At 62.6% G+C, this 15,845-nt stretch carries 13 protein-coding genes; 4 read left to right on the plus strand and 9 right to left on the minus strand.

Going from position 1 to position 15,845, the window contains the following annotated elements; genetic code table 11:
• Position 1 precedes the first annotated feature (1 nt).
• Together kefF and kefC are read left to right on the plus strand one after the other, a co-directional pair.
• Entirely contained in the window at positions 2-523 is a 522-nt protein-coding gene (kefF, locus tag J3P96_RS17965) for a glutathione-regulated potassium-efflux system oxidoreductase KefF (protein ID WP_434652736.1), read from the plus strand.
• 1 nt (position 524) lies between these two features.
• Positions 525-2,351 (plus strand): glutathione-regulated potassium-efflux system protein KefC, encoded by a 1,827-nt coding sequence (kefC, locus tag J3P96_RS17970; protein WP_434652738.1) that lies wholly within the window; start codon positions 525-527, stop codon positions 2,349-2,351.
• Here the strand turns inward: kefC and J3P96_RS17975 are convergent.
• Together J3P96_RS17975 and J3P96_RS17980 are read right to left on the minus strand one after the other, a co-directional pair.
• A complete protein-coding gene (locus J3P96_RS17975) occupies positions 2,348-3,589 on the minus strand; it encodes a cytochrome P450 (RefSeq protein WP_434652740.1) in 1,242 nt (413 codons plus the stop codon). The two genes, kefC and J3P96_RS17975, sit on opposite strands and share 4 nt — an antisense overlap.
• A gap of 98 nt (positions 3,590-3,687) precedes the next feature.
• Positions 3,688-4,551, minus strand: a complete 864-nt coding sequence (locus J3P96_RS17980) for an aldo/keto reductase family oxidoreductase (protein ID WP_434652741.1) — start codon at positions 4,549-4,551, stop codon at positions 3,688-3,690.
• A 100-nt stretch (positions 4,552-4,651) separates the two neighbouring features.
• Here J3P96_RS17980 and J3P96_RS17985 point away from each other — a divergent pair, with 100 nt between their 5' ends.
• Positions 4,652-5,566 carry a LysR family transcriptional regulator gene (locus J3P96_RS17985; protein ID WP_434624615.1) on the plus strand — a complete coding sequence of 305 codons (915 nt, stop codon included), beginning with the start codon at positions 4,652-4,654 and terminating at the stop codon, positions 5,564-5,566.
• A 298-nt stretch (positions 5,567-5,864) separates the two neighbouring features.
• Here J3P96_RS17985 and J3P96_RS17990 read toward each other — a convergent pair whose 3' ends face one another.
• From J3P96_RS17990 to J3P96_RS18005, 4 genes are all read right to left on the minus strand, one after another.
• Complete coding sequence (locus J3P96_RS17990) at positions 5,865-7,631, minus strand: ABC transporter ATP-binding protein (protein ID WP_434652743.1); 1,767 nt, start codon at positions 7,629-7,631, stop codon at positions 5,865-5,867.
• Positions 7,628-8,734: a beta-glucosidase gene (locus J3P96_RS17995; RefSeq protein WP_434658247.1), complete on the minus strand. Its 1,107-nt coding sequence runs from the start codon at positions 8,732-8,734 to the stop codon at positions 7,628-7,630. Before J3P96_RS17995 ends, J3P96_RS17990 begins: the two co-directional genes overlap by 4 nt.
• 64 nt (positions 8,735-8,798) lie before the next feature.
• Positions 8,799-9,980, minus strand: a complete 1,182-nt coding sequence (gene glf / locus J3P96_RS18000; protein WP_434652745.1) for a UDP-galactopyranose mutase — start codon at positions 9,978-9,980, stop codon at positions 8,799-8,801.
• Positions 9,968-11,122 carry a glycosyltransferase family 1 protein gene (locus tag J3P96_RS18005; RefSeq protein ID WP_434652746.1) on the minus strand — a complete coding sequence of 385 codons (1,155 nt, stop codon included), beginning with the start codon at positions 11,120-11,122 and terminating at the stop codon, positions 9,968-9,970. Before J3P96_RS18005 ends, glf begins: the two co-directional genes overlap by 13 nt.
• A 344-nt stretch (positions 11,123-11,466) precedes the next feature.
• Between J3P96_RS18005 and galE the strand changes: the two genes are divergently transcribed.
• Positions 11,467-12,513, plus strand: coding sequence for a UDP-glucose 4-epimerase GalE (galE, locus tag J3P96_RS18010; RefSeq protein ID WP_434658250.1), 1,047 nt, complete (start codon positions 11,467-11,469; stop codon positions 12,511-12,513).
• A 941-nt stretch (positions 12,514-13,454) separates the two neighbouring features.
• Here the strand turns inward: galE and J3P96_RS18015 are convergent.
• The 3 genes from J3P96_RS18015 to J3P96_RS18025 all read right to left on the minus strand — a co-directional run bounded on the left by J3P96_RS18015 (position 13,455) and on the right by J3P96_RS18025 (position 15,697).
• Positions 13,455-13,721 (minus strand): hypothetical protein, encoded by a 267-nt coding sequence (locus J3P96_RS18015; protein WP_434624625.1) that lies wholly within the window; start codon positions 13,719-13,721, stop codon positions 13,455-13,457.
• Positions 13,722-13,799: 78 nt separating this feature from the next.
• Entirely contained in the window at positions 13,800-14,525 is a 726-nt protein-coding gene (locus tag J3P96_RS18020; protein ID WP_434652748.1) for a ferritin-like domain-containing protein, read from the minus strand.
• Positions 14,522-15,697 carry a hypothetical protein gene (locus tag J3P96_RS18025; RefSeq protein ID WP_434603800.1) on the minus strand — a complete coding sequence of 392 codons (1,176 nt, stop codon included), beginning with the start codon at positions 15,695-15,697 and terminating at the stop codon, positions 14,522-14,524. The genes J3P96_RS18020 and J3P96_RS18025 overlap by 4 nt, the downstream gene beginning before the upstream one ends.
• Positions 15,698-15,845 lie beyond the last annotated feature (148 nt).

The following is a 15,845-nucleotide window of genomic DNA, read 5'->3' on the forward strand; positions in this document are numbered from 1 at the left end:
GATGATCCTGATCGTTTATGCCCATCCCTACCCCGACCAGTCGCGGGTCAACCAGCAGATGCTCAAGCGCGCCGGCGCCAATCCGGACGTGGTCATACGCTCGCTCTACGATCTCTACCCGGATTTCGACATCGACGTCGAGGCGGAACAGCGCGCCGTCGAACAGGCACAGCTGGTCGTCCTGCAGCACCCCATGTACTGGTACAGCATGCCGCCCCTGCTCAAATTGTGGATCGACAAAGTCTTCACCCATGGCTGGGCGTACGGCAAAGGCGCCACGGCCCTGAACGGCAAAAGCCTGCTGTGGGCCGTCACCACGGGTGGCGAACACGATCATTTCCAGATGGGCGCCTACCCCGGCTTTGCCGTGCTGGCGCAGCCGCTCCAGGCCACGGCGCTCTACTGTCATATGCGCTGGCTGGAACCGCTGGTCGTGCATGGTGCGTTTGCCGGCGACGCCGAGGCCCAACGCGAGCAAATCGAACACTATGGCGAACGCCTGGCCGCCTGGAAGGAAGATTGATATGGAAACTCACAGCCTGATCGAAATGCTCATCTACCTGGCCTCGGCGACACTGATCGTACCGATTGCCGTCCGGTTGGGCCTGGGCCCGGTGCTCGGTTATCTGCTGGCCGGGTGCGTGATCGGCCCGTGGGGGCTGAAGCTTATAACCGACGTCAAGGCCATCCTGGAATTCGCCGAAATCGGCGTCGTGCTGATGCTGTTCATCATCGGCCTTGAGCTCGACCCCAAGCGCCTCTGGGCGCTGCGCCGGATGGTATTCGGTGGCGGCGCGCTGCAGATGCTCGCTTGCGGCGCCGCCATCGCAGCGTTTTGCGCGGCGCTCGGCCTGGGCTGGACGGCGGCGTTGTTGGTGGGCCTGACCCTGAGCCTTTCGTCCACGGCCATCGCCATGCAGGCCATGAGCGAACGCAACCTGAACGCTACCGCCGTGGGCCGCAGCAGTTTTGCCGTCCTGCTGTTCCAGGACATCGCGGCCATTCCCCTGGTGGCCATGATCCCGTTGCTCTCGGCCCATGGCGACACGCCGTCGGGCATGGCCCTGGCGTTATCGATCGTCAAGATCGTCGCCGCCATCAGCGTCGTCGTGCTGCTCGGGCGCTACGTGACACGGCCGCTGTTGCGCTTCGCCGCGCGCTCGGGCCTGCGTGAGATCTTCAGTGCCGTGGCGCTGTTCCTGGTATTCGGCTTCGGCTTTCTGCTGGAAGAAGCCGGCCTGTCGATGGCCATGGGCGCATTCCTCGCCGGCGTGTTGCTGGCGAGTTCCGAATACCGCCATGCCCTGGAAAGCGACATCGAACCGTTCAAGGGCTTGCTGCTGGGGCTGTTTTTCATCGGCGTCGGCATGTCGATCGACTTCGGCACGCTGATCGACGCACCGCTGAAAGTCATCACCCTGACCGTCGGGTTCATCCTGATCAAACTGCTGGTGATCAAGGCCGTCAGCCGCTTCCTGAATGTCCCCGCCGGCCAGCGTTCCTGGCAGGCGGTATTGCTCGGCCAGGGCAGCGAGTTCGCCTTTGTGGTGTTCGGCGCCGCGACGTTGGCGGGCATCCTGACCGACCAGTGGGGCAAGAGCCTGACCCTGGCGGTGGCCCTGTCGATGTGCGTGACGCCGCTGCTCATTCTGCTGCTGGAGCGAATCGAGTCGGCCAGCAAGAAAGACCGCCAGGAATCCGACCTCGTCGACCAGCAGAACCCGCGGGTGATCATTGCCGGCTTCGGCCGTTTCGGACAGATCGCCGGACGTTTGCTGATGTCCTGCGGCGTCGAGGTAGTGGTTCTGGACCACGACCCCGACAACATCGAGACGCTGCGCAAATTCGGCGTGAAAGTGTTCTACGGCGACGCCACGCGCCTCGACCTGTTGCACGCGGCCGGCGCGGCACAGGCGGCGGTGCTGATCAATGCGATCGACGATCAGCAAGACAACCTGACGCTGACCCGGTTGGCCCAGGAGCACTTCCCCACGTTGAAACTGGTCGTCCGCGCGCGGGACATGGGCCACCTGATCAACCTGCGGCAGATGGGCGTCGAGGTTGCCGAGCGGGAAACCTTCGAAAGCGCGCTGGCGTTGGGTCGCCGGGCACTGGTGCAGATGGGTGTCGGCGCTTACGAGGCGCGCGAACGCGCCGATCAGTTTCGCCGCTTGAATCTGCAGATGCTCGAAGAAATCGTCGCCCAACCGGAAGATGACCTCACGTTCCGGCACGACGCCTACCGACGCGCCAACGCGTTGCTCACCGAGATGTTCAACGAAGACCGCGCCCGCCCCGTCGACAGCTGGCCGGAACACCATCGAAACGAGACGGATGAGGCGCGTGGCTAGCCGGTCACCACTGACATCAGCACCGGCTCCCTGGGCAACATGGGCAGGCGTTGAAAATCGACTTCTTTCACCACCAGCCGCCATTGCACGTGGCGGCACAGATGTTCGAAAGTTTTCTGCATCAGGGCCAGCGTCAGCGGCTCGCCCGGGCAGCGGTGATACGTGTATTCCCCGCCGCCCTGGCTGATGACAGAGGTTCTCATGGGGCACTGGCCGAAACGTTCGGGCGCAAAGCTTTCCGGGGTTTTCCAATGCGCCGGATCACGGTTGGAGCCAAACAGATCGAGCAGCACCCGAGTGCCTTTTTCGAAGCGGTAGCCTCGCCACTCGAAACTCTCGCGTACAAACGCCGCCACCATCGGAAAGAACGCGTAAAAGCGCCGCGTTTCCTCGGCAAAAGCCCAAGCCGCAGCGTCATCGCGAGCAATGCTGGCGCGCCATTGCGGCCGGCGTTCCAGCTCGATCAGCCCAAACAACAGAAAGCGCCCCACCGCCACCACTGGACGCAAGATATTCAGCAGCTCCACTGCCGCTATCCGCGGTGGGAGCAACTGGCCGTGCTCATCGCGATGCCATGCGAGCTGTTGCAGCGGGGTCTGCAGCGATGCTGGCGCCGGGTCTTGCCGACAGTTTTTTATCCAGCGCGCCGCCTGGGCCTCGCAAGCCTTGCGCCGCATCCAGGCGGCCGGCATCCGCCAGTCGACGCGGCCGTTGCCATCGATCAGCGAGGCGAGCCGACGGGTCAACCGCCGCATTTGCCGATCACTCATCATTGGCACGCCGGCCCACTCGCAGACCGATCGACACAGCAGCGCCTCGATCCACGGCAGGAATTCGATCGGCTGGTTCGCCGCAAGCTTCGCCGTCGCTTCGCTCAAGTGAGCCTCGTAGCGGCCGACCAGGCGGTTTACGCTTTCCTTGTCCAGCACGTCGAGAAACAGCTGCTTGCGTCGCGCATGAGGTGCGCCATCCAGACCCTGGACGCCGCCCGCGCCCAACAGGATGTTGCGCAGCGGCGCCGGTGTCGACGTAGGGGTCCGGACGAAGCGCCGCGCATCGTAGAACAGCTCCGCCGCTTCCAGCCCACTGAGGCACAGCGTGCGCCGTCCCAGCAGTCGGGTCTGGAAAACCGGACTGCCATAGGCGACGCAACGCTCGCGTATGAACGGGTAGCCCTCGCGCAAGAATGCCAAGGTCGAATCAGCCCAGCGGTGGCCGGGAATAGAAGGGTCTGCCATGACGAAATCCTTGCCTGACAACGATATGTCTGGGACATCGCCCGGCTGGACCCTGTTCGATTTTTCAGGCGAATGGAGACTGCCCAAAGGGGCTGCGGCTAAACCATGGCGTCAAGCTCAGCCAACATAGGCGCCGGAATCTGCAGCTCACTGGCCGAGATATTTTCCCGCAGGTGAGCCACTGACGACGTACCGGGAATCAGCAGGATATTCGGCGCACGTTGCAGCAGCCATGCCAGCGCAACGCACAGCGGCGACGCCTCCAGGCGCGCGGCAACGTTCGACAACGTTTCCGATTGCAGCGGCGTAAAGCCACCCAGTGGGAAGAACGGCACGTAGGCAATGCCCTGGCGGCCAAGGTCAGCGATGAGTTGTTCGTCGTCGCGATGGGTCAGGTTGTAGTGATTCTGCACGCAGACCACCTTGGCGATACCCTGGGCCTCCTTGACCTGCGCCGCCGTGACGTTGCTCAGGCCCAGTTGGCGAATCAGGCCTTGGCGCTGCAGCTCGGCCAATGCTGTGAAGGACTCTTCAATCGATCCTTCCGCGGGCGCATGCACATCGCCCATGACCCGCAGATTGACCACGTCCAGCACCTCGACGTCGAGGTTGCGCAGGTTGTCGTGCACCGCACGGGTCAGCTCGGCGGTGCTCTGGGCTGGGTTCCATGATGCATCGGCGCCACGAACCGCGCCGACCTTGGTCACGATGACCAGGTCGTCGGCGTAAGGGTGCAGCGCCTCGCGGATCAATTGGTTGGTGACATGGGGCCCGTAAAAATCGGCGGTGTCGATGTGGTTGACCCCAGCGGCCAGCGCTTCGCGCAGCACGACGATGGCCGCCGCCGGATCCTTGGGCGGTCCGAAGACCTGTGGCCCCGCCAGTTGCATCGCGCCGTAGCCCATGCGGTTGACCGTACGATCACCCAGTAAATAAGTCCCCGCCTTGTCTGCCCTGCTCATCGCGTACCCCTTGAATTAGTCTGTGTGAGCCGACTATAGGCGTTGACCACTCCACTGATAATCATGTGCAATCCGAACGGGTTGTACGACGGAGAGAACAATGGCGACGGACATTCAAGACCTGCTGGCCTTTGTGGCGGTGGTCAATGCGCGGGGATTTCGCGAAGGCGCCCGGCTCAGCGGCAAATCCGCCTCCAGCCTCAGCGACGCGGTACGCCGGATCGAAAGCCGACTCGGCGTGCGCCTGCTCAACCGCACCACCCGCAGCGTGGTGCCGACCGAGGCCGGCGCACGGTTGATGGAACGCATCGTGCCGGCCCTGGGCGAAGTCGAATCCGCGCTGGACGTGGTCAACGATTTTCGCGACCGCCCTTCCGGTACCCTCAGGTTGAACGTGCCGGTCAGCGCCGCCCGACTGGTGCTACCGTCGATCATCGCGCCGTTCCTGAAAAGCTACCCCGACATCCGCCTCGAAGTGGTTACCGAAGAAAGCTTTGTCGACATGCTGGCGGCCGGGTGTGATGCAGGTATTCGCTACGACGAACGCCTCGAACAGGACATGATCGCGATCCCCATCGGCCCGCGCTTTCAACGCTTCGCGACCGCCGCCGCACCGGCGTACCTCGACGCCCGGGGCCGCCCCGAGCATCCACGGGACCTGCTGCAACACGCTTGCCTGGCCGGCAAGTTCCCCAGCGGCGCCTTGCCGCTGTGGGAGTATGAGCGTGACGGCGAAACCATCAGCGTCGAGCCGAACGGCCCATTGCTGGTGCGCATTGGCGGCGCCATGGACCTGGCCGTCCAGGCCGCGGTGGATGGACTGGGGATCGTCCACCTGTTCGAGGACTGGCTGCGCCCCTACCTGGACAGCGGTGTCCTCGAACCGGTACTCGAACCCTGGTGGCAGCGCTTTACCGGACCATTCCTCTACTACCCCGGCCGCCGCTACCTGCCCTCGCCGTTACGGGCGTTTGTGGACTTCATCAATCAGAACCGCAGCAACCAAGACGCCTGATCCCGGCGGCAGATCCAGCATCTCCATAAACTGAACCACCGCTTTCGCGAGCAGGCTCGCTCCCACAGGGGTCCTGCGGCGCATGCACATCCAACGCCCAATCTCATTTCCGCTGTGGGAGCGAGCCTGCTCGCGAAGGCGGCGGCAGATCCAGCATCTCCATAACTGAACCACCGCTATCGCGAGCAAGCTCGCTCCCACAGGGGTCCTGCGGCGCATGCACATCCAACGCCCAATCTCGTTTGCACTGTGGGAGCGAGCCTGCTCGCGAAGGCGGCGGCACATCCAATATCGGCAGCTAACGCTTGCCCAATTCCAATCCCTGCGCCTGCCACAGGGTCTGGAACGGCCCTTCACGCTGGCGCAGTTCATCGGGTGAGCCGTCTTCGATGATTCTTCCGCCCTGCAAGACCAAGATCCGGTCGAACCGCGCGACCGTCGACAGCCGGTGCGCCACTGCCAGCACGGTGCGACCGCGCATCAGATCGTCCAGGGCCATTTGCACCTTGGCTTCGGATTCCGAATCCAGTGCCGAGGTGGCTTCGTCGAGGATCAGGATCGGTGCGTTCTTGAGGAACGCCCGCGCCAGCCCGAGGCGCTGGCGTTGGCCGCCCGAGAGCATCACGCCGCGCTCGCCCACCAACGTGTTGAAGCCTTCCGGCAGGTCGCGGATGAATTCTTCGCAATAGGCATGGCGGGCCGCGTCGATGACTTGTGCCTCGGTGGCATCGGGCTGGCCATAGGCGATGTTTTCGTAGATGGTCCGATTGAACAGCGCCGGCTCCTGAGGCACCACGGCGATCTGGCTGCGCAGGCTGTCCTGACTGACCGAGCGCACGTCGCGGCCATCGATCAGGATCACCCCGCTGCGCACATCGTCCAGGCGCTGGACCAGACTGACCAATGTCGACTTGCCCGCGCCCGACGGCCCGACGATGCCGACTTTCTGGCCGGCCGGAATGTCCAGGGACAGATGCCTGATCGCGCCGCGCCCGTCGGCATAGCTGTAGCTGACGTCGAGGAAACGGATATTGCCGCGCCCAGGTTCCAGTTCCGCCGGGGTGTCGCTGAGTGCGTGTGGCTGGACGATGATGCGCAACGTTTCGGCAATCACGCCCATCTGCTGCGAGGTATCCACCAAAGCCAGCGCCAGGTCACGCGAGCCGTGCAGGATGCGAAACGACAACGCGCTGACCATCACTACATCGCCCGGGGTGATCTGCCCGTCCTGCCACAACAGGATCGACCAGCCGAGCATGCCGCCGGCCATGATCGACAGGCAGATGTCGTGCAAGACCCGGGCTTTTTCCAGGTAGATCCAGCTGCGGCGCTGGGCCTTGGCCTCGACGCCGATCGCCTGTTCGAGCCGGCGCCGCTCGCGGTGTCGGGCGGAGAATGCCTTGATCGTCCAGACGTTGGAGACCTGGTCCACCAACTCGCCACCGACGCGTGCGGCCTGGGAAGCGAAATCGATATGCCGGCTGCGGCCGCGCAGCCCCATCACGGTGATCAGCGAGGCCACCACAACCACTGCGCCGATCAAAGCGATTCCCATGGACAGCCGCACGGTAAACAGCACCACGACCGCACCGATGAAATCCACGCAAGGTGGAATAATCTTCCAGGCCAGGCCACCGTAGATGGAACCCGCTGCCGCGCCCGCCGAGGAGATCCGGTTGGCCAGGGCTCCGGCGAAATGCTCGGAGAAATAGCGCATCGGGTGTCCGGTCAGGTGATTGAACAGGTCGATCCGCAAATCCGCGCAACTGGCGACCACCGTCCGGCAGCCCAGGTAGCCACCGGAACGCCAGAACAGGTTTTCCACCACAATCAGCGCGATGAACACGGTGAACGGCAGCCACACATGCCCGGCCGCCTCCCTGCCCTGGGCCATCGCGTCGACCAGCAGCTTCATGCCGAACTGCACCGCCACCGCGCAACTGGCGGCACCGACAATCAGCACAAACAACGTCGCGAAATGCCACGGCCTGAGGGTGACGTATCGCCACAAAAACGCGATGGCGGTATTCGGCAACGGCGCGCCATGGGACTGATGGCTGTTCATGGCATCTGCACCGTGGCCACGGACGAGGCAAACCGCGCCTGCAGGGACTTCATTGCCAACGTCAGTGGATGGAAAGACGCGCGGCTGCCCTCGTTGTCGGCGTAGCCAAACACGCCAGTGGGACAGTAGCGATCATCGTCCCAACCCGGGTAGTCAAGAAACGGGTACCAGCACATGCCTGCTATCGGAATGCCGCGCTCCATCGCCAGTGCCAACTGCTCGCCGATGTAGTGCAGCCAGGGCACCCGAGCGGTGTCTTCGGCGCCCGTTTCAGAGAGCAGAAGCGGCCTTCGATAACGCTGGTGGACTTCGCTGAGCATGCCCACCAACGGGCGATAATCCGCGCTGCCCGGCTCGATCCGATTGCCGTGCAGGAACCACTGGTTATGCGGATAGAAATTGACGCCGACAATATCCAGGTACTCCTCGCGCCCGCCCAACCCCGGCCAGCTTCTGCCGGTGAGCAGGTCCCACGCCTCGAACTGGGATAACCGATACGCCTCGGCGGCCTCGATATCTTCGGCCCGCCGCGATAAGGACCGCACGTTGATCAGCGGGTCGCACTGGACGAATCGCGCGGCGGGAGTCACCTCGCGAATCGCCTCGATCGCCGCGATACTCGCGCGCACCAACTGGTGCTTGAGCTCCATGCCCCGTTGTCGGGCGGTGGGGTTGAAGTAGCCGACGTCGCCGCCGGCCCAGCTCCAGAAAGATATCTCGTTGATCGGCGAGTAGAACGCCGTCTCGATCCCCTCCTCGCGCATCAACCGCGCGACGGCGCCGGCGAAGCGAGCAAACCGTTCGACGAAGGCCGGCCGCCAGATGTCCAGATCGTCGGGGTAGCCGTAATGGCACAGGTCCCACACCACTTGCACATCGCCGCGCTGGGCGGCGCGCAGCATCGGCAGGAAACTGCTCCAGTCATAACGACCCGGCTGCTGTTCGATCAGATGCCAACGCAAGCCATCCCTGGCGCAGCGAATGCCCAGCTCGGCGAGCCGGCTGTAATCCTGCTCGGCCCAGCGGTCATGGCGAGTCGCGGCGAGCATATCCAGCCGACGTCCATCGGCACGGCGATGGGTGGAACACTCGTAGCCGGCCATCACGAAACTGTTGAAGATCCTCTCCTGCACGCTGCTGTCTCCCAGTGTCTGGATGAAGCCGGGATCAACCCGGCTCGACCTCGTGAGCCCTCGTCACGACCCCTTCGCCCTCGGCGATGCGCTGATACAGCGCCAGCGCCTGACCGACCACCTGATCCATGTTGTAGTACTTGTAGGTGCCGAGCCGACCGAGAAAAGTCACCCCGGGTGTTTCGTCGGCCAGGGCCTTGTAGCGTTTGTACAGCTCGGCGTTTTCCGGGCGCGGAACCGGGTAGTAAGGGTCACCATCGGCGCAGGGGAACTCGTAGCTGATGCTGGTGCGCGGATGCTCCTGCCCGGTGAGGTGCTTGTACTCGGTGATTCGTGTATAGGGCACGCGCTCGTCCGGATAGTTGACCACTGCCACCGGCTGGAACTGCGGCGCATCCAGCGTTTCATGCTGAAAGCGCAACGAGCGATACGGCAGATGGCCGAAGCAGTATTCGAAGTACTCATCGATCGGCCCGCAATAGACCAGTTCCCGATAGGGGATGCGCTGGCGAACCTCTTTGAAATCGGTCGCCAACAAGATATCGATGTTCGGATGGGCGAGCATGCGCTCGAACATCCGTGTATAGCCGTGCAGCGGCATCATCTGGAACTCGTCGGTGAAATACCGATCATCGGTATTGGTCCGTGTCGGCACCCGCGAGGTCACCGACTTGTCCAGCTGCGAAGGGTCCAGGCCCCACTGCTTGCGGGTGTAGCCACGAAAGAATTTCTCATACAGCTCGCGGCCGATCTGGTTGATGACCACGTCCTCCGAAGTCCTGATCGACTCGACCGGCTCCGCCCGCTGCGCCAGGAAGGCCTCGGCCTGCGCTTCATCCATGGACAAGCCGAACAGCCTATTGAGCGTCGTCAGGTTGATGGGAATCGGCACCCGGTGCTCATCGACCTGGGCCAGCACTCGATGCTCGTACGGGCGCCATTCGGTGAACCGCGACAGGTAATCGACAATGCGCTGGGCATTGGTGTGGAAGATGTGCGGCCCGTAGCGATGGACCAGCACGCCCGCCTCGTCCAAGTGGTCGTATGCATTGCCGCCGATGTGATCGCGACGATCGACCAGCAGCACGCGCTTGCCCAACCCTTCGGCCAGCCGCTCGGCCAGCACGCTGCCGGCGAAACCGGCGCCGACGATCAGGTAGTCGTACGGCGCGCCGCCTTGGGAGTTATCAAGGGAATCGAGGGTTATCGTTGGCATTCGATCTGCTCCTTCATCTGCGCGCAGGTCTTGTCCCAGGACATGCCGTCCAGCGCTTTGTCGGCGTACTGCGCAACCACTCCTGGCTGGGTCCGCAGGTCGAGCGCGGCCTGGATCGCGTCGATGAATCCCTGGGGCGAATCGGCAATCGCGACCACACCACTCTCACCGTAGCCATTGACCACATCGCGGATCGGCGTGGACACCACCGGGCACCCGCCCGCCAGGTATTCGGGCGTTTTGGTAGGGCTGATGAAGCGAGTGGATTCGTTCAATGCGAATGGCATCAACGCCACGTCCCAACCCGCCAGGTACGCAGGCAGCTCTTCATATTGCTTGGCGCCCAGGTAGTGAATATTCGCCAGGCGCGGCAACGTCTGCGGATCGATCTTCACCACCGGCCCGATCAACACGATGTGCCAGTCCGGCCGCTGCGTCGCCAGTTCACGTACCAGCTCGATATCAAAACGCTCATCGATGACGCCAAAGAAACCCAGGCGCGGATGACCGATATCAGCCTGGTCCGCCGGGTCGGGAATCGGCTGCCTGGCCGCGGCAAAGTGCGTGATATCAACGCTGCTGGGCATGGCGTGGACGTTGTCGTGATGCTCGCGCTTGGCCTCCCAGAGGCTGTATCCGCCGGTGAACACCACATCGGCCTTGGCCATCAGCCGCCGCTCCATCTCCACCAACGCGGGCGGCGCAAACTTGAAGGCCGAGAGTTCGTCCATGCAATCGAAAATCACCACATTGGCCTCCAGGTGATCGGTGAAGGCCTGGCTCATGGGCGTGAGGTACCAGAGCATCAACTCACTCGGCCAATGCTCTGCCAGCCAGGCATCGAGCAATTCGCGCTGGGTGGCGATCACCTGGGCTTCATCCAGCCCCTCGGGGAGCCTTGGCACCAGCACCGTCACGCCCTCCGCCACTGCATAGCTTTCCAGGTGCGCGGACTGCCGGCCTTCGAATATCGGTTCTTCGAAAAACAGTACGTCGTAGTCCCTGGCCAATCGCGACATCACGTGTTGCGGCCGCTGATAGACAAAGCCCCAGCGCAGGTGCGACAGGCACAACAGCGTAGGTCGCAAGCTCGCGGCGGGCGCGGCGCTGTGATCGGGATGAAGATGTTCTTGTTGATTCATGTGACGTTCCTTTTCTAAAGATCGATGTCTGAAAATCGATGCTGGGCCTACCGCGATCCGGCGCTGCTGCGCCTGGCAAACAAGACCTGGTAACTCCTCTCACGCCTGGCCTTGTGGACGTTTGAGAAAGCCGGTTCCGATGCCGTTCCAAATCTTCTTCCAGCCAGCCGACCAAGTGCACACACCGGTCAGTCAACTGCTCTGAACTCCTGGAGCCCGCCACCACACTCAACAGAACAGGCTGATGTCTCCAACGCGCACCACTGCCGAAAGAGACCGCCGGACAACGCCGAGTGTCTCGTCCAAGAGACACCAGGACAGGGATAATCGAGGGGGACTGAATGATGATTCTGGTGACAGGTGGTGCGGGTTATATCGGCGCCCATGTGGCGGTCGAGTTGATGAACCAGGGCGACGAGGTGGTGATCCTCGACAACCTGTGCAACAGCTCCCGGGCAACCGTGCAGCGCATATCGGACGTGACGGGGCGGGAGCCGGTTTTTGTCCATGCCGACGTGAGAAGCCGTCGCGCACTGGACAAGGTCTTCAGGGAGTACCCCATCGAGGCCGTCGTTCATTGCGCCGGGCTCAAGGCGGTGGGTGAAAGCGTGCGTGAACCGCTGAGGTATTTCGACACGAACGTCAGCGGCAGCGTGACGCTGTGCCAGGCGATGGCCGAAGCCGGCGTGTTCAACCTGGTGTTCAGCTCATCGGCGACGGTCTACGGCGATTGCGCCCAGATGCCCATCGCCGAAACCTGCCCGACCGGGCAGCCGACCAACCCGTACGGCCAGTCGAAACTGATGGCCGAACACGTCATGCGCAGCACCGCCGCCTCCGACGCCCGCTGGTCGATCGGCTTGCTGCGCTACTTCAACCCGATCGGCGCGCATTGTTCAGGCCTGCTGGGAGAGACGCCGACGCAGACCCCCAACAACCTTTTGCCGTACCTGTTGCAGGTGGCCAACGGCGAGCGCGAGGTGCTGCGGATTTTCGGCTCCGACTACCCGACGCCGGATGGCACCGGGATCAGGGATTATGTACATGTGGTGGATCTGGCCGAGGGGCACTTGCAAGCTCTGGCGTTCTTGCGCGAACAGACGGGTGTGCACGTCTGGAACCTGGGCACCGGGCGTGGTTATTCGGTGCTGGAAGTGGTCAGTGCTTTCGAGCGGGCGACCGGTGCGACCGTGCCGCTGGCTTTTGAAGCGCGTCGTCCGGGGGACATTGCACGGTGCTGGGCGGATCCGGGCAAGGCAGCCGAGCAGTTGGGCTGGACTGCACGTCATGGGCTTGAGCGGATGTTGGAGGATGCCTGGCGCTGGCAGCGCCTGAATTTTCCTCGGGTCGAGCCGCGGGAGGTGGTTTTGCGGAGTATCGAGCAAGGGTGAGTTGATTTGGTTTAGGACGCACGGGTGGGTTTGGATTGGGGGCATATCCGTTTTTTTGGTGATGGCTGCTTATGGTTTCGCCCTTACGGCGAGTCACTTTCAAAAAGCGTGAAAGTAACCAAAGCGCTTCTGCCCCACCACTTGGCACCTCGCCTAGGCTCGGTGTGCCCTCACTCCGGCATTGCTCCGTGGGCCCGCCGCGAAGGGCCGTCCCTGGCCCTGCGCGGCTATCCCGGCATCCATGCCGGGATGCCCACTGCGCAATACCTGCGTTCGGCCGTCGTGGTTAACGGGGCCTCCGAGATCAACGTCTGCGGCGAGGCGGCCTTATAGCCGACCTGATTTTGGGTGGACGGACCGCGTTCCAATGTGGGAGCGAGCCTGCTCGCGAAGAGGCCGGTACATCCAACATCTTCATTGCCTGTACCGACGGTTTCGCGAGCAAGCTCGCTCCCACATGGGCTTTGCATGTGTCTGGAATCTGGCATCCGCCGTAGATCCAATGTGGGAGCGAGCTGGCTCGCGATGAAGCCGGTACATCCAACATCTTCATCGACCGTGACATTGCCTTCGCGAGCAGGCTCGCTCCCACAAGGGAAATGCAAACCACACCAAAACCAGGTCGGCTATAAGGCCGCCTCGCCGCAGACGTTGATCCGGAGGCCCCGTTAACCACGCTGGCCGAACGCAGGCATTGCGCAGTGGGCATCCCGGCATGGATGCCGGGATAGCCGCGCTGGGCCAGGGACGGCCCTTCGCGGCGGGCCCACGGAGCAATGCCGGAGTGAGGGCACACCGAGCCTAGGCGAGGTGCCAAGTGGTGGGGCAAAAGCGCTTTGGTTACTTTCACGCTTTTTGAAAGTGACTCGCCGTAAGGGCGAAACCATAAGCAGCAGCTACAAATAAATGGATATACCCACCAAACCTCGGCGCAACGAAAATCAAGCTCGAGGCAAGCGCATCCCCTGCACACTCAGACAATCGCGCTGATTACGCGCCAGCATTTCAACCGTCAGTTGGTAAGCCTGGTCCGCCGCGTCCTTGAGCAATTGCCAATCCTCCAGACTGATCAATTCATGCAACACCAATTCATCCGCGCGCCGGATCAACGTGTCGTAATAATCTTCGGGAAAGTCCAGGCGATATGCATCGTCTTCCAGCAACAGCCGCCAGGCTTTCAATTCCATCTCAAGGTCGGTTTCACTCACGGGCGGGTGTCCTTCAAAAGTTCGAGCCAAGGGCTCCACCCCGGAAAAAACAGGGTGGAGCCCGCAGTGAAACAAGCCTCAACTCACTTGCGCGAGCAGGTCTTGCCTGATGAAGTCGCGCACCGTGGCCAGGTGCGTTTCCTCCTGCTCCAGGGCGTGGCCGAAGCGCTTGGCGATCAGCGGGTGACCGCCCTTCTTCGCCAGCTCGATCAGCAATTCCCAGGCAGCGTTGTCTTCCAACTCGATGGTCAGGATCGCGCTCATCGACTGGGAAACGGTGGTGCGTGGGTCGGTCAATACTTGCAGCACGCCCATCGCCTTGACTCCCGCCACGTCCGCGCATGGCGTCATCGCGGTCGGATCGCCGCCGAGGGTTTCGATGGCTTCGCGCACGATGTTCATGTGCTCAAGCTCCTCGGCCTGGATCTGCCGCAAGGTCTCCACCAACGCCGGATCGGCCCCGGGCGCGGCTGTGGCCTTGGCGACCATCGCCTCATACAGGCGCACGCCGGTGCGCTCGAAGGCCAGGCGTTCGCCGAGCTTGTCCAGCAGCACTTCCGGCGCCTTGCCGATGGTTTTGTCCAATGCGGTCTTGACCACGCCTTTGACCGAACCCGGTGCCGGTACCGAGCCGATCAGGTCGGCCTCGCGAATGGCACGCTCGCGCTCGGCGGTAAACTCGCTCACATCGCCCGGCACATCCGCCGGAAACAGACGGGTGGCTTCCAGTTGGCGAGCGGTGTCTTCGGGAGACATCTGGACGCCGGTACGATTCATGCCGATGGTGACTTGGCGTTCGCTCATTGCTGTTCTCCCACTGGGTTGAGTTCGGTGCCGGGCTTGAAGGTGTAGCCGGCGGAGACGATGTTGGCAGGCACGCCTTCGCTGTTGAGCTGGGCGCGGTAGTCGAGGGAAGCGTGGCCTTCGCGTTCCTTGGGCACGTAGTCGATGCCGTGGGCTCGCAAATCCACTTCCCGGGACAGCGTCTCACGGACAAAATCGCGCTGGCTCTTGAACTCGATCATGCGCGGCAACTGGCCGCTGAGCACCTCGGCGGGGTCGCGTCGCTCGTACTTCTTGAACAATTCGCAAGCCAGGTTCAAGTGCCCCAGCTCGTAGTCGACGAAGCGTTCCCACATCGCCTTGATCCGTGGGTTTTCTTCCTGCTCGGCGCAACTGGCGTAGGTGTAGACCTCCATCGCTTCATGCACCAGCCACTTCTCCATGAAGGTTTCGCTGGGGTCCTGCAACGAGCCATATTGGGTGACATGCTGCTCTTCCACCGAGGCGATTTCGGCATACAACGCGCGCGCCACCGGGTCGGCAAACAGCGGGCCGATGTTCATGTAGTAATCATGGGTCTGGTATTCCGCACCGGTGATCAGCGCCGCATGGATCTTGGTGATCAGCGCGGCGTTCTCCTTCTTGTAGTTGTCGCGCAGGTCATCGCCGGGGGCGCGGTGGTGCTCGCTAGTGGGCCGGCCGGGCACGATGTCCGTATAGCCTTGCAGGATGTTGTTGGCGTCTTTGCCTTCCAACCGATCAAGCATGGCCGAGTAACGATAGAGGTGGTCGAAATCTTCCAGCAGGCCGAAACGATAGGTCTGCGCCTGATAAGGGTCGGGCTCGTTCTGGGCAACGGCGGCAGTCACTTCGATGGCGACCTGTTCGTAGGCCACGGTGGTTTCAAGCGGCGAATGATCAGCCGACAGCAGCCAGTTTATCGCGGTCATCTGATGCTGCTCGGCGCGCCTTACCTGGGCCAGGGGCAGTTGCAATTCCTTGTGGAAACGCGCGCCGAAATGCTTGAGGCGCAGCGCGTCGGATTCGACGCCGTTCATCAGGATCACCCGCACTCGGGTGAACGCATCGTCATCCAGTTTGCTGATGGGTTTGCCGGCCAGGTCACGCCAGGTAAACGTCTGCTTGTCCAGCGGCGTCCCTTTGTTATCCAGCAGGTTGTCGATTTTGGTCATGGGTCATTTCTCCTTCATCAGAGGCCTCGCGATACGCCGTCGATGCAACAGCAGCGGGGACAAAACGAACGACCTTGGGAAATTGCGCGGCTCTCCGTGCAGACGATGAGCGGTCGTATAAGTGGATGAAATGCCGCTTGATTTTCCG

The organism is Pseudomonas sp. R3-56, assembly GCF_051132075.1.
Taxonomy (GTDB): Bacteria; Pseudomonadota; Gammaproteobacteria; order Pseudomonadales; family Pseudomonadaceae; genus Aquipseudomonas.

Excerpts from the sequence above, each read along its gene's own strand:
- galE (WP_434658250.1), top strand. The coding sequence starts at position 11,467 with ATGATTCTGGTGACAGGTGGTGCGGGTTATATCGGCGCCCATGTGGCG.
- J3P96_RS17975 (WP_434652740.1), bottom strand. The coding sequence starts at position 3,589 with ATGGCAGACCCTTCTATTCCCGGCCACCGCTGGGCTGATTCGACCTTG.
- J3P96_RS17980 (WP_434652741.1), bottom strand. The coding sequence starts at position 4,551 with ATGAGCAGGGCAGACAAGGCGGGGACTTATTTACTGGGTGATCGTACG.
- glf (WP_434652745.1), bottom strand. The coding sequence starts at position 9,980 with ATGCCAACGATAACCCTCGATTCCCTTGATAACTCCCAAGGCGGCGCG.
- J3P96_RS18020 (WP_434652748.1), bottom strand. The coding sequence starts at position 14,525 with ATGAGCGAACGCCAAGTCACCATCGGCATGAATCGTACCGGCGTCCAG.
- kefC (WP_434652738.1), top strand. The coding sequence starts at position 525 with ATGGAAACTCACAGCCTGATCGAAATGCTCATCTACCTGGCCTCGGCG.
- kefF (WP_434652736.1), top strand. The coding sequence starts at position 2 with ATGATCCTGATCGTTTATGCCCATCCCTACCCCGACCAGTCGCGGGTC.
- J3P96_RS17985 (WP_434624615.1), top strand. The coding sequence starts at position 4,652 with ATGGCGACGGACATTCAAGACCTGCTGGCCTTTGTGGCGGTGGTCAAT.
- J3P96_RS17995 (WP_434658247.1), bottom strand. The coding sequence starts at position 8,734 with ATGGCCGGCTACGAGTGTTCCACCCATCGCCGTGCCGATGGACGTCGG.
- J3P96_RS18025 (WP_434603800.1), bottom strand. The coding sequence starts at position 15,697 with ATGACCAAAATCGACAACCTGCTGGATAACAAAGGGACGCCGCTGGAC.
- J3P96_RS17990 (WP_434652743.1), bottom strand. The coding sequence starts at position 7,631 with ATGAACAGCCATCAGTCCCATGGCGCGCCGTTGCCGAATACCGCCATC.
- J3P96_RS18005 (WP_434652746.1), bottom strand. The coding sequence starts at position 11,122 with ATGAATCAACAAGAACATCTTCATCCCGATCACAGCGCCGCGCCCGCC.